Origin of the sequence: Colwellia sp. MB02u-6 (assembly GCF_014077095.1) — a bacterium.
Classification (GTDB): Bacteria; Pseudomonadota; Gammaproteobacteria; order Enterobacterales; family Alteromonadaceae; genus Cognaticolwellia.
In genome coordinates this window covers 94,913-119,895 of sequence record NZ_JACGVG010000038.1, presented here as the reverse complement: position 1 = coordinate 119,895, position 24,983 = coordinate 94,913, and the positions used below count along the sequence as shown (strand labels likewise).

Annotated in this window: 22 protein-coding genes and 1 other annotated feature; of the genes, 12 read left to right on the top strand and 10 right to left on the bottom strand. The window is 39.2% G+C overall.

What is annotated here, in order from left to right; translation table 11 throughout:
* Window positions 1-92 precede the first annotated feature (92 nt).
* From H4J46_RS15475 to H4J46_RS15450, 6 genes are all read right to left on the bottom strand, one after another.
* Entirely contained in the window at window positions 93-959 is an 867-nt protein-coding gene (locus H4J46_RS15475; RefSeq protein ID WP_182234419.1) for an alpha/beta fold hydrolase, read from the bottom strand.
* Between the two features lie 64 nt (window positions 960-1,023).
* A complete protein-coding gene (locus tag H4J46_RS15470; RefSeq protein ID WP_182234417.1) occupies window positions 1,024-1,677 on the bottom strand; it encodes a M50 family metallopeptidase in 654 nt (217 codons plus the stop codon).
* A gap of 42 nt (window positions 1,678-1,719) precedes the next feature.
* Window positions 1,720-2,055, bottom strand: a complete 336-nt coding sequence (locus tag H4J46_RS15465) for a hypothetical protein (protein ID WP_182234415.1) — start codon at window positions 2,053-2,055, stop codon at window positions 1,720-1,722.
* A gap of 239 nt (window positions 2,056-2,294) precedes the next feature.
* Complete coding sequence (gene tsaB / locus H4J46_RS15460) at window positions 2,295-2,981, bottom strand: tRNA (adenosine(37)-N6)-threonylcarbamoyltransferase complex dimerization subunit type 1 TsaB (RefSeq protein ID WP_182234413.1); 687 nt, start codon at window positions 2,979-2,981, stop codon at window positions 2,295-2,297.
* Window positions 2,982-3,165: 184 nt separating this feature from the next.
* Entirely contained in the window at window positions 3,166-5,118 is a 1,953-nt protein-coding gene (locus H4J46_RS15455) for an ATP-dependent DNA helicase (RefSeq protein ID WP_182234411.1), read from the bottom strand.
* A 305-nt stretch (window positions 5,119-5,423) separates the two neighbouring features.
* Window positions 5,424-5,738 (bottom strand): hypothetical protein, encoded by a 315-nt coding sequence (locus H4J46_RS15450; RefSeq protein WP_182234409.1) that lies wholly within the window; start codon window positions 5,736-5,738, stop codon window positions 5,424-5,426.
* Window positions 5,739-6,117: 379 nt separating this feature from the next.
* Window positions 6,118-6,251 (top strand) — a sequence feature (His leader region).
* A 104-nt stretch (window positions 6,252-6,355) separates the two neighbouring features.
* On the opposite strand from H4J46_RS15450, the gene hisG reads away from it, so the two are divergent.
* The 11 genes from hisG (at window position 6,356) to H4J46_RS15400 (ending at window position 17,570) form a co-directional block, all read left to right on the top strand.
* A complete protein-coding gene (hisG, locus tag H4J46_RS15445) occupies window positions 6,356-7,255 on the top strand; it encodes an ATP phosphoribosyltransferase (RefSeq protein ID WP_182234408.1) in 900 nt (299 codons plus the stop codon).
* Between the two features lie 3 nt (window positions 7,256-7,258).
* Window positions 7,259-8,665 (top strand): histidinol dehydrogenase, encoded by a 1,407-nt coding sequence (hisD, locus tag H4J46_RS15440; protein ID WP_182234407.1) that lies wholly within the window; start codon window positions 7,259-7,261, stop codon window positions 8,663-8,665.
* Window positions 8,666-9,787, top strand: coding sequence for a histidinol-phosphate transaminase (gene hisC / locus H4J46_RS15435; protein ID WP_182234406.1), 1,122 nt, complete (start codon window positions 8,666-8,668; stop codon window positions 9,785-9,787). It begins immediately after the preceding gene.
* A 1-nt stretch (window position 9,788) separates the two neighbouring features.
* On the top strand, window positions 9,789-10,859 hold the full coding sequence (gene hisB, locus H4J46_RS15430; RefSeq protein ID WP_182234405.1) for a bifunctional histidinol-phosphatase/imidazoleglycerol-phosphate dehydratase HisB: 1,071 nt from the start codon (window positions 9,789-9,791) through the stop codon (window positions 10,857-10,859).
* Window position 10,860: 1 nt separating this feature from the next.
* On the top strand, window positions 10,861-11,481 hold the full coding sequence (gene hisH, locus H4J46_RS15425) for an imidazole glycerol phosphate synthase subunit HisH (RefSeq protein ID WP_182234404.1): 621 nt from the start codon (window positions 10,861-10,863) through the stop codon (window positions 11,479-11,481).
* A 3-nt stretch (window positions 11,482-11,484) separates the two neighbouring features.
* Window positions 11,485-12,222: a 1-(5-phosphoribosyl)-5-[(5-phosphoribosylamino)methylideneamino]imidazole-4-carboxamide isomerase gene (gene hisA / locus H4J46_RS15420; RefSeq protein WP_182234403.1), complete on the top strand. Its 738-nt coding sequence runs from the start codon at window positions 11,485-11,487 to the stop codon at window positions 12,220-12,222.
* On the top strand, window positions 12,204-12,992 hold the full coding sequence (hisF, locus tag H4J46_RS15415; RefSeq protein ID WP_182234401.1) for an imidazole glycerol phosphate synthase subunit HisF: 789 nt from the start codon (window positions 12,204-12,206) through the stop codon (window positions 12,990-12,992). Before hisA ends, hisF begins: the two co-directional genes overlap by 19 nt.
* A complete protein-coding gene (hisIE, locus tag H4J46_RS15410) occupies window positions 12,986-13,609 on the top strand; it encodes a bifunctional phosphoribosyl-AMP cyclohydrolase/phosphoribosyl-ATP diphosphatase HisIE (protein WP_182234399.1) in 624 nt (207 codons plus the stop codon). The genes hisF and hisIE overlap by 7 nt, the downstream gene beginning before the upstream one ends.
* 1,180 nt (window positions 13,610-14,789) lie before the next feature.
* The gene (locus H4J46_RS16940) at window positions 14,790-15,437 is read left to right on the top strand and encodes a hypothetical protein (protein ID WP_220463050.1); all 648 of its coding nucleotides are present in this window, start codon (window positions 14,790-14,792) and stop codon (window positions 15,435-15,437) included.
* A gap of 14 nt (window positions 15,438-15,451) precedes the next feature.
* Window positions 15,452-17,098 (top strand): EAL domain-containing protein, encoded by a 1,647-nt coding sequence (locus H4J46_RS15405; protein WP_220463049.1) that lies wholly within the window; start codon window positions 15,452-15,454, stop codon window positions 17,096-17,098.
* The gene (locus tag H4J46_RS15400) at window positions 17,088-17,570 is read left to right on the top strand and encodes a GNAT family N-acetyltransferase (protein WP_310650254.1); all 483 of its coding nucleotides are present in this window, start codon (window positions 17,088-17,090) and stop codon (window positions 17,568-17,570) included. The genes H4J46_RS15405 and H4J46_RS15400 overlap by 11 nt, the downstream gene beginning before the upstream one ends.
* Window positions 17,571-18,180: 610 nt before the next feature.
* Here H4J46_RS15400 and adk read toward each other — a convergent pair.
* Window positions 18,181-18,825, bottom strand: a complete 645-nt coding sequence (adk, locus tag H4J46_RS15395) for an adenylate kinase (protein WP_182234397.1) — start codon at window positions 18,823-18,825, stop codon at window positions 18,181-18,183.
* Window positions 18,826-19,018: 193 nt separating this feature from the next.
* The gene (htpG, locus tag H4J46_RS15390; RefSeq protein ID WP_182234395.1) at window positions 19,019-20,980 is read right to left on the bottom strand and encodes a molecular chaperone HtpG; all 1,962 of its coding nucleotides are present in this window, start codon (window positions 20,978-20,980) and stop codon (window positions 19,019-19,021) included.
* A 349-nt stretch (window positions 20,981-21,329) separates the two neighbouring features.
* On the opposite strand from htpG, the gene H4J46_RS15385 reads away from it, so the two are divergent.
* Window positions 21,330-22,520 (top strand): YbfB/YjiJ family MFS transporter, encoded by a 1,191-nt coding sequence (locus H4J46_RS15385; protein WP_182234394.1) that lies wholly within the window; start codon window positions 21,330-21,332, stop codon window positions 22,518-22,520.
* A 439-nt stretch (window positions 22,521-22,959) separates the two neighbouring features.
* Here H4J46_RS15385 and H4J46_RS15380 read toward each other — a convergent pair whose 3' ends face one another.
* Window positions 22,960-24,069 (bottom strand): MBL fold metallo-hydrolase, encoded by a 1,110-nt coding sequence (locus H4J46_RS15380; protein WP_259365900.1) that lies wholly within the window; start codon window positions 24,067-24,069, stop codon window positions 22,960-22,962.
* Window positions 24,070-24,149: 80 nt separating this feature from the next.
* Window positions 24,150-24,755 carry a recombination mediator RecR gene (gene recR, locus H4J46_RS15375; protein WP_182234393.1) on the bottom strand — a complete coding sequence of 202 codons (606 nt, stop codon included), beginning with the start codon at window positions 24,753-24,755 and terminating at the stop codon, window positions 24,150-24,152.
* Window positions 24,756-24,983: the final 228 nt, after the last annotated feature.

Below are 24,983 nucleotides of genomic sequence, written 5' to 3'. Positions count from 1 at the left end.
TTTAATACCATTGAACTGGTTAAAATTCGTCCTAAATAACGTATACCCGCTCCACTTCAAAGAGCCAGCATATAAGGTTTGAATTAATCTTACTACTTAGCTTGCTGATGAATAAAGGCATTTATCTGCTTAGCGGCCTGCTCAGCTTGTTCCATGTGAACATGGTGGCCACCACTCAACTCATGCACCTGTAAGTTTTTAAGCAAAGGGCCAAAGCACTTTAAACCTTTAGTTACCATTTCCATACCTTTGCTGCCGTAAAGTAATTGCACAGGTATGCTTATATCAGCAACAAGTTGCACGGCTTGCGCTAAGGTAAATCGATAGGGAGAAGTTGAACGTAAACGAATGTCGGCACGCCAAATAAAACCATCCTTAGTTTGCTCAATACCGCGTTTGACAATTAGCCTGGCATTATCGGTGCTTAAATCTGATACTAACATTCGAGCCGCAACAGCAGAGTTGAGACTAGTATGATACTTTTTAGCTTTATTATCTCGCGTTAAACGGCTTAACAAGCCTTTGCGTAATTGCTTGGTGGTGGTCGCTGCATCTGAGGTTAAAACACCAAGGCTGTCAATCAATGTTAATGATTTCACATGTTCAGGAAAGGCTGCCGAAAACGCAGACGCTACCATCCCTCCCATAGAGTGACCAATAATATCAATAGCTTGCCATTGCTGTGAGCGAAATAAACTGATCAAGTCATAGACCCAATCTAAAAAGTGATAATGGGCATCAGCGCCTCGATGATCAGATGAGCCATGTCCGGGCCAATCAATAGCAATAACATGATAGTTTGACAAATACGGCATTAACGGCTGAAAGCTTGCCGCATTATCAAGCCATCCATGCAAGCATAAAAGCAATGGCCCTTGCTCATCACCAAAACTAATGCCACTAATTTTTCGGCCGTTGACATCAAATCTCACTGTTTTAAATACACCAGAAGTTGCCATAAAAATCCTTTATAAGTCGGAGAAGAGTAGCCTAACGCTACATAGCAATGATGATTTTCAGTAGCTAACGTGTGCTACGCAACGATAATTTACTGAGTCGATAGGTGGCAAATAATGCTACTGAAAACCAAATAACAACCCATATTATTTCAGGAATAAAGGTCATATTAGCTAAAGCAGCACCGTCACCTTTTGCTTGACCGTCAAGTAAATAAAGCGGGCTCATTAAACTGTTAATTAAGACTAATAAACCGGTTAATTGTAATAACGTTTGTAGGTGTTTTTGTGATGAATATTTTAGTTGCACTATTACTAACATAAGTAAAACGACCACAATAAATAAGGTTAATAAGTCTCGTACCCACAATAAAATACTGCTCGCTAATAAGCCAATTAGCAGTAGAGAAAAAATCTGTGCTGTTTTTCTATGACTCGACGCCAAGTAGAATATCAGACTGCCCCATAATATTGCGCCGCCATAACCCATTAAGCTGATAAAAAATGCTGAGCCCCCTCTTGTGGTACATAACCCTGCGCCGTTCGGGAACAGTTGGATTTGTACAATACTTCCGCCGGTTAACAGCGCCGTTAAGCCATGACTAATTTCATGAAAATAGCTTTCTAACCATTTAAATGGAATGGAAATAAAAGGCAGTTGTAAAATAATGATGGCCGTGAATAACATCAGCCAAAATTTGTATTTAGGGCTAAAGTTCATAGTGTTTTTTCAGTAGAGGAATAATAATTTTCATCCAATAAATCAGGCAAATAAGTCAACACCAAAAATTTGTTGAATGCTATCGCGTTGAGCAATAGCATCAACCGACTGGTAAGCAGCTACAGCCAATTGATTTTGGCTCGATGGTGTATCATAACCACTTTGGGTACTAGTTTGCTGATAATTTTGTTGTGAGCTGTTACGACTGTCATACGGGGGCAACGGCTGACGTTCGATGAGTGCCATTGCCTGTTCATCGATATCAAGGCGTTGGCGTGTAGTAATATCCGGTGGTGACTTTTGGCTTTGACTTTCTTCGCTATTAAGCACTTCGCGCGCAAGCGCGTTAGTACGCTGCTCTTGAGCGGGTACAGACAAATTCTTCCCTGATCCGATAACCGGTTGGGATGTTAAGTTGACAGAATTATTGACTTGCATAAAAGTAATTTAACAAATTTATCATCAAGGTGAAAACTATTTTTCATCAAAAATCAGCTGGGCCATAACCAAGCTAGATTAAAATGCAGTAAAACATAACGAGTGCAGTAGCATAAGCCCGTATGAGGAAGTGTTTATCAAAAAACTCATTCAGAACAAAAAGCAATATAATATCTACTTTATCGCCCAGGCAGTTTCTTCCATGATACGGTATCTCGAACATATTTAGGCTGGGCGTTTTCAGCATCAACACACTGCTCTGCAAAGTCTATTTGCCCAATGTCTAACATAGCTGAAGCGGTTGGAAACAAAATTTCAGGTGAATCCACATTCGACTTTAATGCTGCCAATGCAGGATAAGCGTCCCAGCCTGTTCCTACGCCATAAGCGGGTAATACTAAGTCTTTATAATATTGGGCCACCAATTCAGGTTTTAATACCGTTTCTTCAGTTTTTGGCTGCATAATACCAAGCTCATCAACTTCAAAGTAGCAGGTATACACCTCTGACATACGCGCATCAATCGCGGCAATAACTTTGCTGGCACCTTTATCAAGATAAGCTTGCTGAGCCATCGCTTGTAAGGTAGATACACCGCGCGCCGGCAACTCTGCAGAAAAAGCTAAACCTTGTGTTACGCCTATGCCAATACGCACACCGGTAAAACTTCCCGGTCCTTGACCAAAAATAATACCATCAAGCTCAGTTAACTTAACGTTAGCCTGCTTTAATACACTGTCAATCATAGGTAATAAACGCAAACTATGAGACTGAGGACACAGTTCATACTCACTAAACTGTTTATCAAAATATTTAATTGCTACTGAACAAGCTTCAGTAGAGGCATCGATGGCCAAAAAATTCACGTCAAAACCCTTTAAAATTACTGTTATTACTTATCGGGCGAGTTTAACATTATTTTCCCTTAAGCCCAGAGAACTTTCACTCAGGTAAACTTTAACTCAGGTAAACTGTTATCGTCTAAACAAGTACCCTTTCACCTGTAATTAACAGCAAGTTGTTCGCGGCAAACTTTATTTACGATAAAGGTTAGTCGCGATCAACCAGTTCCGCTAAAAACTCTGCGGCTTGGTTAATATCTCTACTGCGCTTCATATCAGGTAAACTCTTGAGAAAAACTTCTCCATATGGGCGATTAACCAGTCGGTCATCGCAAATAACCAGTATACCTTTGTCATTAACATCGCGAATCAAACGCCCTACCCCTTGCTTTAAGGCGATAACCGCTTGGGGTAATTGAATTTGTGCAAATGGGTCTTTGCCTTGTCGTTTTACATCTTCACTGCGGGCCTGCAACAAAGGGTCGTTCGGTGAAGCAAATGGCAGTTTATCGATTATCACACAGGTAAGTTTATCACCTCTAACATCAACGCCTTCCCAAAAACTTGCTGTGGCAAGCAACACAGCACTGTCTTGCTCAACAAATTGCTCTAATAATTTACGCTTACCCATTTGTCCTTGCACCAATAATGGGTTATCAATACGCTCAGCCAATAACTCGGCAACTTGGTGCATAACACGGTAACTAGTAAACAACATAAAACAGGCGCCAGCACTGGCAACAATTAAGGGAATAGCAAGTTCACTTAAGGCTATAGCGCGATTGATATCATTAGCGGATGGCAAATAACGCGGAATAATTAATTGGCATTGTTTAGCATAATCAAACGGGCTATCCAGTAACAAACTGGCCGAATGCTCTATACCTAAATGGCTAGAAAAATGTTTAAATTCGCCATCAACAGCAAGTGTTGCCGAAGTAAATATCCAACCCGCACCTGATTCTTTTACGTAAGTACCAAACTTATCTGCCACCGACAAGGGTGTTTTATGTAGCACAACATGCCGTGGCGTGGTTTCATACCAAAAGCTCATGCCCATGGCATTTACATCAGCGATCACTTCATATTGCGTCAATAGATTTAACGCTCGGTCAAAGCAATGATCAATCGCCTCGTTACGCGAAACACAAAGTTTGATCACTTGATAAAGAAAGTCTAAATCTGTTTTTAATAAGCTAAAGGCATGAGCAAACCTCTGCTGTTGATGTTTTTCTCGCCAGTTGCCACGTTCGGGATCGTAACTAAAAAGTAGACGAAATTCTTGACTGGTTTTCAATAACTTTTCTGCTGCCTTTGCCAACTGTTTTACGTCGGTTAATTCTGTTCTGTAAACCTGTAAAACATCGCTACAAAGATCCAGTAACTGTCGCGTAGAAAACGCCTCACCAAAATATTCACTGGCTATATCAGCAATTTGATGGGCTTCATCAAAAATCATCACATCAGCTTTAGGAATTAACTCACCAAAACCGCTGTCTTTTAGCGCCATATCAGCAAAAAACAAATGATGATTTACCACCACAAGATCGGCATCAATCGCTTTTGTACGCGCTTTAATTAAGTAGCAACTTTCAATATTAGGACATTCCTTGGCGAGACAGTTATCGACAGTACTGGTAACAAACGGAAATACCGGCGAGCCTTCAGTCACATTAACCAACTCACCAATATCACCACTTTGTGTGCCATTGGCCCAAGATCGCACTTTGACAAAATCGGCCAATGTTTGCGCGTCAAGTTGGCCACGCGATTGTTGATATTGCTCCAAACGATATATACAAAGGTAGTTGGCGCGGCCTTTTAATAATGCCACTTGTGCATTACTGGCCAGTGCTTTTCGAATTAACGGTAAGTCTTTATGAAATAATTGTTCTTGGAGGTTTTTTGTCCCAGTTGAAACAATAATTTTTTTCTGTCCCTCATTATTTTCAGCATTGGCTTTGTTAGCCAATAACGCCGGAATTAGGTAGGCAAATGTTTTGCCGGTACCTGTCCCCGCTTCAACAATGAGCGAACTTTTTTGCTCGATAGCTTTAGTAACTTCTAGTGCCATATCTAGCTGAGCTTGGCGTGGAGAAAAGCCATTAATAGCTTTCGCTAAAGCACCTTGATGTGAAAACGCATGTTCAACAGCACTCATAAAGGTACGACATTGGTAAATTTGCGCTCATTATAATCATCACAGACAAAAATAACAGAAAAAATAACGCTAAGCTTGACTAATAATAGCGCTAATATGATGCAGTTCCAAAAGCATTAATGGCAAAATAGAATAGCTAATAAAATGCAGGATAAGGTGAAAAATAAAATGGGAGTCGAGAGTAGAATAGAGAATAAAATCAAGAGTTAGGTGGAAAATAACTACAACGTATACTTTAAGTCATGCATTGATATTACTAGCTTAACTCAGACGGCCTAATTCGGGTTTATGTCAATAGCTTAATTTTATACAAAAATATCTAGGTGGGGTTTATCATCTTTTTCTGAATGAGTGCACTCACTATCCTCAAAAATATCAATATTATGACCAGTATTATCGGTTGGCACTGGCGATATTTCAACAACTTCTGGCGCTGTCTTGTCAGTACTTTCTTCTTGATCAAATGATTGTTTAAAATATACTGCCGGCTCCTCTAAACCGTCTATATCGTCAGAAACAGCATGAGTTGCAGCCGCTTTCATCAACGCTTTAACTTTTAAGCCAATAGGTTTTATAGGAACAGGGACAACACGGGTTAATACGGTAGTGAAAATGTCCATTGTTATCTTCCTAATTAAAATATAATGTATCTGCTTTACTATAGCTATGTGGTCATCGTTATATATCGGCAATACTCGCTTAATCTTTACTTTTTCTACTCTACACACTTTAGAACAAAACAATACTAGCTTAGTTCAAAAAATCATATTGAGTTAACATTAAACACTTGCTCTAGCTTAAGAATCCACGTATCGTTGAATCTAAATTAAAGTAAGTACTTTAAAAAGTTTTTTTTCAGTGGCTCTTATAAAATCATTTAAAGTCACTTAAAAGTAACGCTTTAACTTAAAAAATAGCCAAATAAATTATTATCTTACAACTATGCTAACTGAAGCAATAATAGAGTAAATACAATATGACTTTAAACTTGATTGCCATTCATCACCATCATCACACAGATTAGCTGCTCAGGTTTATTCGCTGAGGGCTATGAACCTTTCAGCGGTGTAAGATAAATAAAAATTAATTTCTAAACCCCCGAAAGAGTTCATCTCTCTCGGGGGTTTTCGCATTTTTATGGCTTTGAAATTGTATATACATGCTTTTTTGAACAATGATAAAACACATAAAAAGCGACTAAATAGCACAAAAAATTTAAAAATTAATAGGAAAAATCATGACAACAGAACCACGTTTACGCATTGCAATGCAAAAATCAGGTCGCTTAAGCGACGACACACAAGCGTTATTAAAGCGTTGTGGCCTTAAACTCAATGTCTCTGATCGCCTATTACTTGCTCATGTTTCTAACATGCCAATTGATATCATGCGCGTACGTAGTAGCGATATTCCAGGCTTGGTCATGGACGGCGTTTGTGATTTAGGTATCGTTGGCGACAACACCTTGGAAGAAGCCGCATTAGAGCGTGAGTTAATGGGCCAAAAATCAAAATATATTCGCACCTTAGGTTTAAACTTTGGTGGCTGCCGTTTGTCAATAGCTATGCCGGAAGGCTTCGATTATAAAGGTATAAAAAGTCTAGATGGCCTTAGATTTGCCACCACCTATCCACAGTTACTGAATCGTTTTGCCAAAAACAACGGTATTAACGTCGAATTTTGCTTACTAAAAGGCTCTGTTGAAGTCGCGCCTCGTGTTGGCTTGGCTGATGGCATTTGTGACATAGTATCAACAGGCGCAACATTAGAAGCGAATGGTCTAGTTGAAGTAGAAGAAATTTTTCGCTCGCACGCGTCATTAATTCAAACCAACAAGACTTTAATGCCAGAGAAACAAGCGATTCTTGACACTTTATTACCTCGTATTCAAGGCGTGATGAAAGCCAAAGAAAGTAAATACATCATGCTGCATGCACCAAAAGACAAAATCGCCCAAGTAAGCGCGCTTATGCCAGGTAAGGAAACACCCACTATATTACCTTTAGCTGGACGTGAAGACATTGTTGCTGTGCACGTGGTCGCGACAGAAACATTTTTTTGGGAAACCATGGAGCAACTTAACGCTTTAGGTTGTAACTCTATTTTAGTAATGCCAATTGAAAAAATGATGGGCTAACACATGAATATAAATAACCAAAATACCAGTAGACTAAAAGACCTAATCACCTGGGAAAATTTGTCCAGCGCTGAACGTAATTATGCACTTGCCCGCCCGGCCATTGCAGAAAGCGCTTTGTTATCACAACAAGTAGAAAATATTCTCACCAATGTAAGAAAAAATGGTGATAAAGCCTTATTCGATTTTACCGAAAAATTTGATGGCGTATCGCTTGACACTTTAAAAGTGACACCAGAGCAAATTGCTGCAGCAAAAACCAGATTAACGCCTAAACGATTAAAAGCCATTGAAACAGCTTATGGACAAATAAAACGTTTTCACCAGGCACAAATCAGTGCTGACATTCGTGTTGAAACTACGCCCGGTGTTGTATGTACCTTAAAAACTGAAGCTATTGCTAGTGTCGGTTTGTATATTCCAGCCGGTAGCGCACCATTACCATCAACGGTATTAATGTTAGGTGTACCAGCACAATTAGCACAATGCCCACGCAAAGTCCTAGTTTGCCCGCCCAATAAAGACGGCCAATTAGCTGACGAAATTCTAGTAGCGGCTTCATTATGCGATATTGAAGAAATATATAGTGTCGGTGGCGCACAAGCTTGTGCCGCATTAGCTTTTGGTACACAAACAATTAAAGCGGTGAACAAAATTTTTGGTCCGGGCAATAAATATGTCACCGAAGCCAAAAAACAACTATCACAGCAAGTCAATGGTTTTGCTATTGATATGCCCGCAGGACCGTCAGAAGTACTCGTTATAGCAGACGCTAATGCTAATGCAGGATTTGTCGCTGCTGATTTATTATCGCAAGCCGAACATGGTCCCGATAGCCAAGTTATTTTGTTATCAGATAGCATGGCACTTATCAACGCCGTTCAATTAGCCTTAGCAGAGCAACTAACCCTGTTGTCACGAGCAGAAATAGCGCGTCAAGCCTTGCAGCAAAGTCGATTGATACTGACTAAAGACTTATCACAAGCCATTGAGATATCAAATGAATATGGTCCAGAGCACTTAATAATTCAAACCGAAAATGCTCAGCAGTTATTAACTGAGCTACGTAATGCGGGTTCAATTTTTGTTGGCGCGTATACGCCAGAGTCGGCGGGTGATTATGCTAGCGGTACCAATCACGTGCTACCCACTTATGGTTATTCAAAAGTGATCAGTAGTTTGTCACTGGCTGACTTTTCAAGACGCTTTACTGTGCAAGAAATTACTCGTCAAGGCTTAAGTAGTTTGGCAGAATGTATTTGCGAGCTTACCGATGCTGAAGGACTAGACGGTCATAAACGTGCCGTCACTATTCGCTTAGAAGCCCCGTTAGAGCAGACAGGTAACAACACAGAAGCTGGCTTTGATCGTGAGAGTAACAGCGACTCTAACCAGAGTACGGAGGCATAAATGAGCATTGCAAAAAAACTTGCCCGCAAAGAACTCATAGATATGGTGCCTTACCAGTCTGCCCGCAGACTTTATGCTAATAGTGGTGCAATGCAAGGCAAAATTTGGCTCAACGCTAACGAAGCTTCAGGTCCAGGTATTTACCAAGTCAGCAGCGACAGTATCAATCGCTACCCTGACTTTCAGCCAGAAAGCCTGATCAATGCTTATAGTGCTTATAGTGCTATCGCTGCAGAAAACATGCTAGCCACTCGTGGCGCAGATGAAGGCATAGAGCTGATCATTAGAACCTTTTGCCAAGCATATCAAGACAGTATTGTCATCTGTCCGCCCACTTATGGCATGTATGCTATTAGCGCTGAAAATCATGGTACCGGTATTATTAAAGTGCCATTAACGACAGAGTCGTCATTAGATTTAGCCGGTTTAAAAGCACAAGTCGGTCAAGCAAAAGTGGTGTTTTTGTGCTCACCGGGTAACCCAACGGGTAATTTACTGGCACAGCAAGATATTAAAACCGTGCTTGAACTCTTTGCCGACTCAGCCATTGTTGTGGTTGATGAAGCCTATATCGAATTTAGCCCTGAACAATCGGTGTCTAGTTGGCTTAAAATATATCCACATTTAGTCATTTTAAGAACACTGTCAAAAGCTTTTGCTTTAGCGGGTTTACGTTGCGGATTTACCCTAGCTAATCGAGACATTATTTCGATGATCAGTAAAGTCATAGCGCCTTACCCTATATCAGCACCCGTTGCCGATATTGCTAGTGCCGCTTTAGCACCACCTGGCCTCGAACAAGTGAGTATTCGCGTACAAGAAACTGAAATTTTACGTAAACAATTAACCGCATGGCTAACCCAGCAAAGTTGGTGCAGCCAAGTATTTAAAAGTGATGCAAATTTTGTTTTGTTTCGTTGTCAAAATGAAACAGTAAAAAACTTTATTTTTAATGGCTTGGTAGAGCAAGGTATTTTAATACGTGATCAATCAAAACAGCAAAATTTAGCCAACTGTTTACGCATTAGTATTGGTAGTGAACGCGAACTTGGTCTATTACAGCAAACTATCACCAATAGTTTTATCACAACAACAGCCCAAACCGTGGCAAAAGAGAATTAATATGAGCCAACAAAATATTTTATTTATCGACCGAGACGGTACTTTAATTGAAGAACCTATTAGCGATAAACAAGTCGATAGTTTAGCCAAATTAGTTTTTGAGCCTAACGTGATCCCCGTGTTAATAGCCTTGCAGAAAAAAGGCTTTCGCTTAGTCATGGTATCAAACCAAGACGGTTTAGGTACCAAAAGCTACCCACAAGGTGAATTTGATTTGCCACATGACAAAATGATGGCCATGTTTGCATCGCAAGGGGTTAACTTTGACGACGTACTCCTTTGCCCACATTTTGAAGCAGACAATTGTAGCTGCCGTAAACCTAAACTAGGCTTAGTCAGTGACTATTTACAGCAAGGTAAAGTTAACTTTGCCAACTCTTATGTTATTGGCGACCGAGAAACTGATATCGCGCTTGCTGCCAACATGGGTATTAAAGCGCTTAAATATAACCGTCAATCGCTTAATTGGAACGACATCGCTGAGCAACTACTGACTAGTTCAAGAGTGTCGAAAGTCGTTAGAACAACAAAAGAAACCAATATCAATGTGGCGATCAACCTCGATAAAATCGGTGATATTAAGATCAAAACCGGTTTAGGCTTTTTTGATCACATGCTTGAACAAATTGCTGCACATGGTGGTTTTAGCATGCAAGTCAGTGTTGATGGTGACTATCACATTGACGAACACCACAGTGTTGAAGACACAGCTTTAGCTTTAGGCCAAGCGCTTAAGCAAGCCTTGGGTGACAAACGCGGTATTGGTCGCTTTGGTTTTGTTTTACCGATGGACGAATGTCGTGCTGAGTGCTCGATTGATCTTTCTGGTCGCCCTTGGTTAGAGTTTGATGCCAAATTTACTGATAATGTGGTCGGACAAATGTCGACCCAAATGGTGCCACATTTCTTTCGTTCATTGGCTGACTCGATGGCAATCACCCTGCACCTTTCAACGACTGAAGGCAATTGTCATCACCAAGTGGAAAGCTTATTTAAAGTGTTTGGTCGTGCTTTGCGTCAAGCCATAGCGGTTGACGGTGATGACCTACCTAGCACAAAGGGATGTTTATAGCATGAGCGAAAACCCGCAAGCTAACTTTGTTATTGTTGACACCGGTTGTGCAAACCTGGCATCGGTAAAGTTTGCCGTCGAACGTTTAGGTTTTACTATTACTATTTCTGATGACACCCATGTTATAAAAAATGCAGACAAAGTTATTTTACCTGGTGTGGGCAGTGCTCGCCACGCCATGGAAAATATCAGGGCAAAAGGTTTAGTGGCTACGCTACAACAGCTTACCCAGCCGGTGTTAGGTTTTTGTTTGGGCATGCAATTAATGGCTCGTTCTTCTGCAGAAGGTGTGGGTAAAGATGAGGTGGTTGAATGTTTAGGCTTGATCCCTACCGATATTCGCCCACTTGAGGCTAAAACCTTACGTCTGCCACATATGGGTTGGAACACCCTAACTCAGGTTAGCGACCATGCCATATTTACCGGCATCAAGGTTGATGACTATTTTTACTTTGTGCATAGTTTTGCGGCGCCCATTTCTGAATATACTGTTGCCCGCTGCCACTATGGTAGTGAATTTTCTGCTGCCATTGCCAAAGATAACTTTATCGGCTGCCAATTTCATCCTGAACGCTCTAGTGCGCTTGGTAGTAAAATAATTAAGAATTTCTTGGAGATGTAAGCGATGATGATCCCAGCAATCGATTTAATTGACGGCGAAGTCGTGCGATTATTTCAAGGTGATTACCAACAAAAAACCAATTATCAATACACCGCAAAAGAACGACAAAATGCTTATGCTAAAGCGGGTGCAACTGTCATGCACTTTGTTGACCTAGACGGTGCAAAAGACAGTAATAAACGCCAATTAACCTTACTAACAAGCTTAGTAAAACACGACAGCATGATCATTCAAGTGGGTGGCGGTGTGCGTTGTAAAGAAGACGTGCAACAGCTACTTAACTTAGGCGCTGATCGTATTGTTATTGGCTCACTCGCAATCAAAGAGCCAACATTAGTGCAAGCATGGCTAACAGAGTTTGGTGGTGAACGTATTGTACTGGCACTCGATGTAAAAATTGATGCTATGGGTAATAAAACCCTACCCACACACGGTTGGATAAAAGACAGTGGCGTTAATTTAGAAGCCTTATTAGATGATTACATTACCGCTGGTTTAATTCATGTCTTGTGTACGGACATCAGTAAAGACGGTACATTAACTGGTAGTAATGTTGCCTTGTATCAAGAACTTTGTCAGCAATATCCAAGCATAAAATGGCAAGCCTCAGGCGGCATTGGCTCATTAGATGACATCAAAGCCCTAATACCAACGGGTGTTAATGGCGTAATACTGGGTCGCTCACTGCTTGAAGGTAAGTTTACTTTAGAGGAGGCAATCGCATGCTGGCCAAACGCATAATTCCTTGTCTTGATGTTCGCGATGGTAAAGTGGTAAAAGGTGTACAATTTCGTAACCATGAAATTATTGGCGACATCGTACCGCTCGCGCAAAAGTATGCACAAGCGGGTGCCGACGAGCTGGTTTTCTATGATATTACTGCCAGCTCAGATGACCGTGTAGTAGACAAAAGCTGGGTTAGTCGCATTGCTCAAGTTATCGACATTCCCTTTTGTGTTGCCGGTGGTATAAAAACTGAAGAAGATGCAAAGCAAATTTTAATGATGGGTGCGGATAAAATATCCATTAATTCACCGGCGTTAAGAGACCCAAGCTTAATATCTCGATTAGCCGATATTTTTGGTCAGCAGTGTATTGTGGTTGGCGTTGATAGCTTTTTTAATCAAGACGCTAATAATGGTGCGGGTGAATACCAAGTTTACCAATTTACCGGCGATGAAACCCGGACACAAAAAACTAAATGGCGCACCCTAGATTGGATCCAAGAAGTACAAAGATTGGGCGCTGGTGAGATTGTACTTAATTGTATGAATCAAGACGGTGTTCGCCAAGGTTATGATATTAAACAACTTAGCCAAGTGCGTAAACTGTGTAATGTGCCGTTAATCGCTTCAGGTGGTGCTGGTAAAATATCACATTTTGTTGATGTTTTTCAGCAAGCTGATGTTGACGGCGCGCTCGCTGCTAGTGTTTTCCACAAAGCTATTATAGCGATGGATGAATTAAAGCAAACCCTTAAAAATGAAAAAGTTGAGATCAGATTATGCTAATTACACAAGACAATGTTAGCCAATTGGCATGGGATAAAATGACGGGCATGATCCCAGCCATTATTCAGCATCAAGATACCGGTGCTGTTTTAATGCAAGGCTATATGAATCTTGAGGCTTTAGAGCAAACTTTAGACTCTGGCTTAGCCACATTTTATAGCCGCGCTAAACAAGCACTTTGGTGCAAAGGTGAAACCAGTGGTAACTATTTAAAGGTTAGCCAAGTAGTCACTGATTGCGATCAAGACAGCCTGCTCATTGCCTGCCAACCGCAAGGTCCTACTTGTCATTTAGGCACAGAATCTTGCTTTCCTGAACAAGCCATTAGCCAACAAAACTTTCTCAGTCAACTTGAACAAGTGATTGCTAGTCGTAAAAATGACGCGCCAGAAGACAGTTACACCGCCCATTTATTTTCCCGCGGTACGACCAAAATTGCGCAAAAAGTGGGCGAAGAAGGTGTGGAAGTGGCGTTAGCTGCTGTTGCTGAAACCAAAGAAGATTTATTAGGTGAATGTGCCGATTTGTTTTATCACACCTTAGTGCTGCTTCAAGATCAAAACATTAACCTAAGTGAAGTGATGGCGGTATTGCAATCAAGGCATCAAAAAAAGTAAATGACAACTAATAGCACGCTATGACCAAGGTTTATTGGTATTTCTGCTATTGATGATCATAAGAAATAAATCAAGGCAGGCGTTAAATGGCCCAATAGTTGATTATTGGGCTTGAGAACAATACTACTGCCTTGAGGTATTTTTACTTGTAAAAGTGGGTAATAATTTTGTGAAATTTATCTTCAGTCAGGTGAGTCCGTTATAAGTAATGAAAGAAATACCGCCAAAACTTCAAGTCTACTAGGTAAATATCTTCCACTGACTAAAAGCTCATATCACGCTGACATTATTTTATCGATCAATAATTAAATCAATTACTTACTGACTATAGCAGCGCTAAAAACTTTCCAAAAACAGTCAGGTACTAGCTAAAAATGTGTAATATAATTCAAAGTCATATTTTATATTGCTTGTAAAGCATCGCTAAGGATTGGGAAATATTATTTGATTAAGCAGTATCTTATATTATTACTCACACTTAAAAGACTTACAATGTGAAAAAATTATAGAGCATCAAAGGTTAGAACCACAGTTTACCAAGAGAACTTGAACCCGATATACTAGCGTTAGACTATATTTTGATTCTTGACCAAATCACCATAAAAAAACTTAGAATACTGAATACCCAGAACTCAACATCAATACAAACAATAAATAATTGATTATTTCAATCAAAAGCGCGTGGGCGCTATTTTTGATAAACAAACATAATCAACATCGATTAATTGCAAGATCTTCGACTTTAACTAGTCATTTTTTGTTAACATCGTCGCCGTGTTTAATGTTCAAATTTGCTGGTGTATATAAGGCATATACAAAGAAAATTCTACATTCCACCAACCCTTAATTAACCTTTAATTAACCTTTAATTAACCCTTAATTAACCTTTAACTAATCACCTAATAACCCTTAGCTAACCTTTAATTAACCCTGAATTACCTTTTGAATATTTTATATAATTCAAATAAAAACAATAACTTTCATTAAGTAGAGGCAAAAAAAATTCTTCAGCTAATGTAATAGTAATGGCTAGAAAATACATTAAGTCTTTTGCTTAATAATGTATGTCAATTAACGCACTAAACGGTTAATCTAATAAATATTCATAAACTCTTTTTATGTTATTTTAATCACTTAAAATAGAATTTTTATTCATTTATAATATGATGCGGTAATAAAAATGTTGCAACGTACATTAAAAGAAAAAATATTACTCTCCATAACTGGCATCACTGGCCTAACTGTTTTCCCACTGCTTATTGCTAGCATTAATGACGACAATCTGGCACACATGATTGTCGACTTGTTGGCAGTTTCTGTAATGGTCGGCACATTTCTGGGTGTTTGGTACACAAGGAATGTTGAATTATATAGCAAAATAGTAACCATCTTCATTTTCATTATTACAATGATAGCTGTGTACATAAAAGGTATCAGTGTTATTTACTGGTTATATCCCGCCATCATCTTTTCTTTTTATTTGATGAAGCCCTTACTTGCTTTGCTGCTTAGCCTTACGTTCATATTAATATCTTGTTCATTAACCTATAACCAATTCGATAGTTTCACCTTCAGTCGAGTTGTGATAACACTAATTTTAACTCTTATTTGTGCTTTTGTATTTTCTAAATATATAGAAAAAGAAAATAAGAAGTTCATAGAAAATGAAAAATTCAACCTCTTACGTAATAAAATTTTAGAGCTTATTGCATGTTCTGCCAAGCTATCTGATGTATTGGACGCGATTGTCAAAGCTGTCGAAAATGAAAATCCTGATGCTATGTGCAGTATATTATTGCTTGATAAAACAAAAAAAATCTTACGTTAGGGGCCGCACCGAGTTTGCCAGATTTTTACAATCAAGCCATCGAAGGTCTAGTGATAGGTCAAGGAGTAGGCTCATGCGGTACCTCCGCCTATATCGGCAAAAGAGTTACCGTGATAGATATCGCCACTCATCCTTATTGGGCGCAATGGTCAGAGTTAGCAAAAAAAGCAAATCTATCCAGCTGTTGGTCAGAGCCTATTATCAACAACCGAGGTAAAGTGATAGGTACATTTGCCATATATTTTGAAAAACCAACCTCTCCAACAACAAAAGATTTTAGGTTAATCGAACAATTTGCCAGTTTGTCTCGCATTGCAATCGAACGAGAAAAGGTAGATCAACTGATTTGGCATCAAGCCAATTTTGACCATTTAACACAATTACCCAATCGCAGCTTAGTGAACGAATATATAGTCAATATACTTAAAAAGGCGAAACGTGAAAATACCCAATTTACTATTGCCATGCTAGATATTGATAACTTTAAAGATGTAAATGACTCTTTAGGCCATAGCACTGGTGATGCTTTGCTGGTAGAAACCTCAAAACGCATTAAAAATTCTCTCAGAGAAAGTGATATTATAGCTAGGATAGGGGGTGATGAATTTATCATTGTGCTAACCAATACTAATGGTGTTAAAAACATAGAAATTCTTGGTAAGAGAATATTAACCGCTTTAGCTAAGCCATATCTTTTTGAAGAAAAAGAAATATATTGTACTGCCAGTATTGGTGTGGCAATTTATCCTAATGATGCCGACAATATTAACCAATTACTGAAAAATGCTGATCACGCTATGTATAGCGCCAAAGTAAAAGGTCGTAATACCATGCATTACTTTACTGATAGTATGCGTACAAACTTCCTCAAACGTATGCAATTAATTCAAGACCTGCGCATCGCGGTAAAAGAACGGCAATTTTTTATTGTTTATCAACCAATTGTAAATTTAAAAAATAATAACACTTATAAAGCAGAAGCATTAATTCGTTGGCAGCACCCAAAAAAAGGCCTTGTTTCACCGTTAGATTTCATTCCGATTGCTGAAGAAACTGGATTGATTATTGAATTAAGCGAGTGGGTATTCCAACAGGTTTTACAGGACCTAAAGTTATGGCGAGGGACATATTGCGAAAATTTACAAATCAGTATTAATACCTCTGCTGTTCAGTATAAAAATCACAACAAACAAATTTTAAACTGGATTGAGCAATTAAAGCAACACAACATCCCTAGCCACGCGTTGACCATTGAGATCACTGAAAGCCTGCTAATGGAAAGTAATGTCCTAGTGGATAATATTATTGCTGATATTAGGCAACAAGGTGTGGTGATTGCCATCGATGACTTTGGCACCGGTTACTGCTCATTTTCATATCTTAAAAACTTCTCGGTTGATTACATAAAAATTGATCAAAGTTTCGTCAAGGGCATGTCATCAGATAACAATGATATGGCACTATGCGAAGCCATCATTGTCATGGCGGATAAGCTTAATATAGAAGTGATTGCTGAAGGGATTGAAACCGCGCAACAACGACAGTTGTTAGCTACAGCCGGTTGCACTTTTGGCCAAGGATATTTATTATCAAAACCTCTACTGAAAAAAGATTTTGAACAATTCTTAATTAACGGTAATAACGAAAAAAGTGAATTTTAAAAAAATGAAAAACAATGGCTTAAACTGGCAGAATAAAACTTTCTCGCAACTAACTAATGATGAATTATACGATTTATTAAAATTACGAATTGATATTTTTGTTGTTGAGCAAAGCTGTTTTTATCCTGACTTAGATGATCACGATCGCCACCCAAAAACACAACATCTATTTTGCTATCAAAACGGTGTTATGACCGCATATTTACGTATTTTACCCAAGGGCTTAACCTATTCAGATAACATTAGTATGGGTCGTGTCGTTACTGCCTCATGTGCTCGTGGTATAGGACTTGGCCACGAACTAATGCGAGTTGGTTTAGTTGAATGCCTGAAGTTTTTCCCAAATGACATAGTGAAAATATCAGCTCAAGAACATTTAGAGAAGTACTATAATCAGCACGGTTTTGAACGTGTCAGTGAAATGTATTTAGAAGATGACATTCCCCATATTGGTATGCTAAAAACCCATTAAAGCATGTAATAAAGGTAGCGTTAACGCTTTAGCAAGGGTTTAAGCACTAGGTAGCTTTTATCAGCTATATCACCGTTCATTCTCACCAACCTTGCCTAAGGGTAACAATGTAGCCCGGAGGAATTGTTTTGTGATTTTTTTGTAGGTCGGACTTTAGTCCGTCAACTCTAAGCGAACTGTTAATTAGAGCAGCAATAAACATCTGCAGCAGGTTTTACTTTTGTCGGTCTTGATAGCAAAAAAAGTTAAATTTCATTTAACCTGATGGACTAAAGTCCACCCTGCATAAAGCCTATGGGTGAAAATATAGCGCTGGGAAATTGTCTTTTTATTTTTGTGATTTTTTGTAGGTCGGACTTTAGTCCGTCAACTGTAAGCGAACTCTTAATTAGATCAGCAACAAACATCTGCAGCAGGTTTTACTTTGTCGGTCTGATAGCAAAGAAAGTTAAATTTCATTTAACCTGATGAACTAAAGTCCAGCCTACATAAAGCTTTAGGTTTTGTTTGGCACAAAAAAACACCCCTTCATACTAAACATAAAAAAGCTCGCATGAGCGAGCTTCATATTTAATAACTTAGCATTCAGTGCTTAACTTATGATATTAACTTATGATAGCTTCTCATCTAACAATGAGCTCACTTGTTCAACTGGTTGTGTGCCATCAATCGTTAAATAGGCACAAGCGTTAGCTTTAGCTTCGCCTTGGTAGTAGTCAACTAATGGTTTAGTTTGTTCGTGATAAATGCCTAAACGCTTACGTACAGTTGCTTCTTCGTCATCAGGGCGAACAGATAACTCGTCACCCGTTACATCGTCTTTACCGTTTTCTTTTGGCGGATTGTAAACGAGATGATAAACGCGACCTGAACCGGCATGCACACGACGGCCTGCCATGCGTTCAACAATCACTTCATCTGGTACATCAAACTCAATAACATGGTCAACAGAAACACCACTCGCTTTCATTGCATCAGCTTGTGGAATTGTGCGTGGGAAACCATCAAGTAAGAAACCCGCTTTACAGTCGTCTTGGGCTATACGCTCTTTAACCAAACCAATAATTAATTCATCAGATACGAGCTGCCCTGCGTCCATCACTGCTTTGGCTTTTTGGCCGAGTTCAGTGCCTGCTTTAATCGCAGCACGAAGCATGTCACCCGTAGATATTTGTGGAATGCCAAATTTAGCCATTAAGAATTGTGCTTGAGTCCCTTTACCGGCACCCGGTGCACCTAATAAAATAATGCGCATTTAGTATAACCCTATTTAATTAATGAATTAGTATTGTGAAAGAGCAAACACTATACATATTCAAAGGGCTTCAAACAAGTAGCAAGCGGTGCAAAAAAACAAAAAAGGAGCTAAAAAGCTCCTTTTTTTGACTAAAGTCTAATGATAGTCGGATGATAATATGACCTAGATCATTATTTAACCTAGCTGTAGTTTATTTAGTTAGGCTCAACATTAGTTTGTTCAAACGGGCAACAAAAGTTGCTGGGTCTTTCAAACTGCCCCGCTCTGCTAACATGGCTTGTTCAAATAAAACTTCAGTCCATTGTGTGAACTTTTCATCGTCTTGCTCTTCAGCAACATGCTTGATCAAGTCATGCTCAGCGTTAATTTCAAAAATTGGCAATGAATCTGGTACTTCTTGACCCACTGATTGCATCAACTTCATCATTTGGCTACTCATATCATGTTCATCAGCAACAATACAAGCAGGTGAATCGGTTAAGCGTTGTGAGATTTTAACGTCTTTGGCTTTACCTGCAAGCGCTGCTTTTATACGAATAACAACTGAGTCGAATTCTTGCTCAAGTTTTTCTTGTGCTTCTTTCGTTTCAGCATCATCCATATCACCTAAATCTAAACCACCACGGGTAACTGACTGTAATTGCTTACCATCAAACTCAGTTAAATGGCTCACTAACCATTCATCAATACGGTCAGCCATCAATAATACTTCAATGCCCTTTTTGCGGAACACTTCTAAATGCGGGCTATTTTTAGCCGCTTCAAAACTATCAGCAACGACATAATAAATTTTATCTTGGCCTTCTTTCATACGTTCAACGTATTGCGCAAGTGAAACACTTTGCAGGCTGTTATCTTCATGAGTAGAAGCAAAACGCATGAGTTTAGCAATAGCATCTTTATTAGAAGAATCTTCTGCTGGACCTTCTTTTAGTACTTGACCAAATTCGTTCCAGAATAGCTGATATTGCTCAGCATCTTTGTTGCCCAGTTTTTCAAGCATTTTTAAAACACGTTTAGTACAACCCTTACGTATGGCTTGAGTGATTTTATTATCTTGTAAAATTTCACGTGATACGTTTAAAGGCAAGTCATTTGAGTCCAATAAGCCTTTTACAAAACGTAAATAGCTTGGCATGAATTGCTCGGCGTCGTCCATAATAAACACACGTTGAACAAATAATTTTAAACCATGCTGTTTCTCACGGTTATGCATATCAAACGGCGCTTTAGATGGAATGTAAAGTAATGAAGTATATTCAGTTTTACCTTCTACTTTATTATGTTCCCATAAAAGTGGGTCACCGAAGTCATGTGATACATGCTTATAAAACTCTTTATATTCTTCGTCAGTAATCTCAGATTTTTCTCGTGTCCAAAGTGCGGTGGCTTTGTTCACTGGCTCCCATGTAGCAGGAACAGCATCGCGTGCTTCAACAGCTGGTTTTGTTACCTCACCTTCGTCATCTTTTACTTCTTCAATCGCGTCAACACCCGGTACTTCCGGTGTTAACATTTCAACTGAAACAGAGATATGGTCTGAATACTTAGTGACAATAGTCTTTAAACGCCAATCATCAGCATACTCACTTTCTTCTTCTTTTAAGTGAAGAATAATGTCAGTACCACGGTTGGTTTTTTCAATTTTAGCGGTAGTGAATTCACCTTCACCGGCACTTGTCCACTCAACACCTTCCGAAGCATCAACACCGGCAGCACGTGAACGCACAGTGACCGAGTCAGCAACGATAAATGCTGAGTAAAAGCCGACACCAAATTGACCAATTAATTGTGAGTCAGACGCTTGGTCACCAGAAAGTTGTGAGAAAAATTCAGCAGTACCTGATTTGGCAATAGTACCTAAATGCTCAACGATTTGGTCATGCGTCATACCAATACCGTTATCAGAAATAGTCAGGGTATTGTTTTCTTTATCGCAACTTACACGCACACGTAAATCACCGTCACCTTCATATAAATCAGCATTCGATAATGCTTTAAAACGTAATTTATCAGCGGCATCAGCAGCGTTTGAAACTAACTCGCGTAAGAATATTTCTTTATTTGAATAAAGTGAGTGGATCATCAACTGCAATAGTTGCTTTACTTCGGTTTGAAAACCGTGAACTTCTTTTTGGCCTGTCTCAGACATCTGGAAACTTCCTACTCTAACTAGCATTAAAATGATTGTTTATCGTGAATATTAAACATCATTATCCAATATTCACTCGATAGTTAACATGTGGGGGTAGCGATAAGGTTTTCAAGCAAAAAATTAAAAAAACATCAGAGATAATAGTTCTGTTTGGCTTTATCATTGCTTGGCTTTAGTTTTATTTCTCGCTATTTTTATATACTCTTAATAACAAATAATGATTTGCTTTCAGTAACTTCTGTCCTTACATTAGACCATTAGCTTGTCTGTGCTCTAACGACAAAAATTGGCTCAATTACTGTCCTTTCATCAGTATTGACCGCAAGTGATAACACAGGAATTTAACATGTTGCTTGATCGAAATAACAATGCCGCGATTTTATTGGCTGGCATTCTAGCCTTAGTCGTTGGTGTTGGTGTCGCGCGTTTTGCCTTTACCTCATTACTCCCAGCCATGCTGGAAAGCCACCTCAGTATTGCTTTTGCTGGTGTACTCGCATCAATTAACTATATCGGTTATTTATCAGGTTCAATTTTCTCTATTTTTATTAAAGATATTCATGCCAAAGTGAAATTTTTCCGCATTGGCTTAGCCTTGTGTGTTATCACCTCACTGCTACTAGCTTTTACCGAAAACAATACTATTTGGTTACTGTCTCGCCTATTTGCTGGCTTTGGCGCAGCTATGGCATTAGTGGTTGGCTCTGCCATCGTAATGTCAAAACTACAAAACACCAATAAAACCAAAGCAATGGGTATACACTTTAGTGGTTTAGGTTTTTCAATACTGGTGTCTGACTTAATCATGCGCAGTGTTTTTACCTATAGTGACAATTGGCAACATGCTTGGTTAGCTTTAGCGATTGCGGGGGTAATATTCGCCTGTTATTCCACCTATATACTCAGTTTTGATAAGCAAGGTGCGAACAAGGTTATTAGCCACAAATTTGATAAATCGTTATTTACTCCACTGGTTATTGTGTTGGCGCTGGCCTACTTCACCGAAGGTGTTGGCATGGTGGTACAAGCGACCTTTCTTCCTGACATTGTAAACTCACTGCCGGGGTTAGCCGGGTATGGCGGCTATGCTTGGTTAGCGGTTGGTTTAGCGGGGATTCCTTCTTGCATTATTTGGATGCGTTTAGCACACAGGTACAATAGTATCGATATTATGATGGTGGCGATGGCACTGCAGGTAATTGCTATTTTAATCCCGACCTTCTCTGCCAATATATGGCTTAATTTACTCAGTGGCGTATTGTACGGTGGCACTTTTATTGGCCTTGTTTCACTGTTTATGAATTTTGGTGGCCAACTAGCCGGTAAAAACCCCGTGTTTATCATGGGGGTGATTACGGCTGCTTATGGCGTTGGGCAAGTGGTTGCCCCACTTTATTGTGTCGCGTTAATTGCGCAATTTAACAATTATAACGCGGCACTTTATTTAACTGCTTTTATTGTCCTATGTGGCATATTATTACTCAAATATGCGAAAAATAATTTAATGATCCATAACCCACTTACTAGTAATTTATAGATGATTAATTAAAACGCTCTGTTCTACAACAAGGATGTTAAGTTATGATATCTTACTTTTAAAAGGCGAGAGAGGAAGTAGTATGTTAGCCAAAATTACTTTCACGGGTGATAGTAAGTGTTAGGCCATTTTTTTTAGGTCGGACTTCAATCCGTCAAAGGTTTAGCGGGCGATTAAAGCAATGACTCAATAAACATCTGCAGTGGCTGTTATTTTTGTTTATCGGCATTTGTGCTGAGGACAATTTAACTGTCTGAATTAAAGTCCAACCAAGCGAGTAAAACCTAATAGCCACTAACCGACAAACTTTATACCTGTCCACCATAACACAACATATTAAAAACATTGGTAATATCTAAAATTTTGATGATTAAAACTGAGCTTAACTAGCCTTTGTTCAACCAGTAAGCTTGTTGAAAAAATTTAAGCATCACTTCTACTAAAAGGTAACTTCTTCACCTTCATTTAAAATATGTAAAGGTATTGGCGAGTTCATTGCTTTATGCATTTTTAATAAGCGTAATAACGGTGAATGAGAACTATGATCGCCCATTTTCCAACTATTATTGCCATAACCCCATGGGATCATGACTTTACAATTTAGCGCTTGCGCCGCTACTAAAGCATCTTCTGGCGTGGTGTGAACATAGCGATACCATGCACTATTTTCTCGATGAAAATACGAAGCAATGGGCATCAAGCAAACATCCATATCACCATAACGCTGTTGAATATCTTTAAAATGCTCAGAATATCCGGTATCGCCCGCAAAAAATACGCGTTGACCTTGGTGTTCGATAACCCAACCGCCCCAAAGCGTAACGTCTTTATCTTCGTATAAATAAGGGATTAAAATTCGACTACTAAAATGATGCGCAGGTACAAAGTTAATCTTCAGCTCGGCTAATGTCGTTGTTGAAAACCAAGCCATTTCATTAATCTTATAGCCGTTATTAGGAAAATGTTCTGCAAAACCCAAAGGCACAAAATATTGCGCATCGGTGCCAATTTTTTCAATATCAGCTTTGTTAAAATGATCATAGTGAATATGTGAGTATAATACAGCGTCAACATCGCTAATTTCACTGAGTGATGGCCACTGTGGTTCATTACGAAAAAAGCCTGCGCTGAACTTAAAAGCCCAATTAACTGGCCAATCAAACTGCTCACTAACCGGGTCTAGCAGTAGCCTACTACCCTCAGGACTTTCGATATAAAAACTGGCATGGCCAAGCCAGCGAAAGCTAAAACCCGTATTAACCTTAGGTGGCGATTGTTCACCAATAAAGCGACAATTTTCAGCCAGTGTTTCACATTTCACCACTGGTGAGGGCTGATAACAACTTTCTTTACAGGTAATTAAGTAACTTTTTTTACCGGGGTATAAATTAGAAAAACGTGTGGGTTTAGCTAAAATTTCTTTATATTTTATGACAGAATCAGCTTGTTCTATCTGCCTTAACTGATTTTTTGCTGTGCAGCCAGTGAGTAGAATAAAGCAGACAATACTCATTACCTGCAACCCCATCATTCTTCGTAAATCAAACATTATTTGCAAGCCAATAACACCTAAAACTGAGGTTTATCAAGTGCTCACTAAATGCTAACCCTGGCTTAGATTTATTGAGACTAAAAGCTATAATTTTTACGACCTGACAGTGCATGTGACAAGGTATTTCCGTCAACATATTCTAGTTCACCACCGACCGGCACACCGTGAGCAATACGTGAAATTTTAACTTCGTAGGTTTGAGTCAGTTCAGCAATAAAATGCGCGGTGGCTTCTCCTTCCACGGTCGGGTTGGTCGCTAAAATAACTTCGCTAAATTGCCCTGTCGCCAATTGTTTTTCCAAAACGTCTAAACCTAAATCGTCTGGACCAATACCATCAAGGGGTGATAAATGTCCCATTAAAACAAAATAAAGCCCTTGAAACTCACCCGTTTGTTCAATAGCAATAACATCACCTGGCGTTTCAACAATACACAATTGCGCCGCTATTTTACGCTTCGGACTCAAACAGATATCGCACAAGGCCTCTTCAGTAAATGTACGACATTGTTCGCAATGACCAATATTTTCCATGGCCCGAGCCAAGGTTTGTGAAAGCTTGTTACCGCCATGACGGTTTCGCTCAAGTAAATGAAAGGCCATACGTTGCGCTGATTTTGCACCAACCCCAGGTAAACATTTTAATGAATCAATAAGTTCTTGAACTAACGGGCTAAATTTCATTACAACTCTTTCTAGGCTTATAGCAAGCCGACAAATTAATGGCTCGACTTGCTATTATTAATATTTGCAAAGTACTTGGCTAAAGAGTTATTGCCATTAATCCTATGACTCTTTATCAAGCAAACGAATAATTTTCAAAATGGAGTTTATCACTCGATTTAACGATTGATAATAAATAATTAAAAAGAATTTATTATCTTCAAAATCGCTAATTCCCCCCAAAGTGTT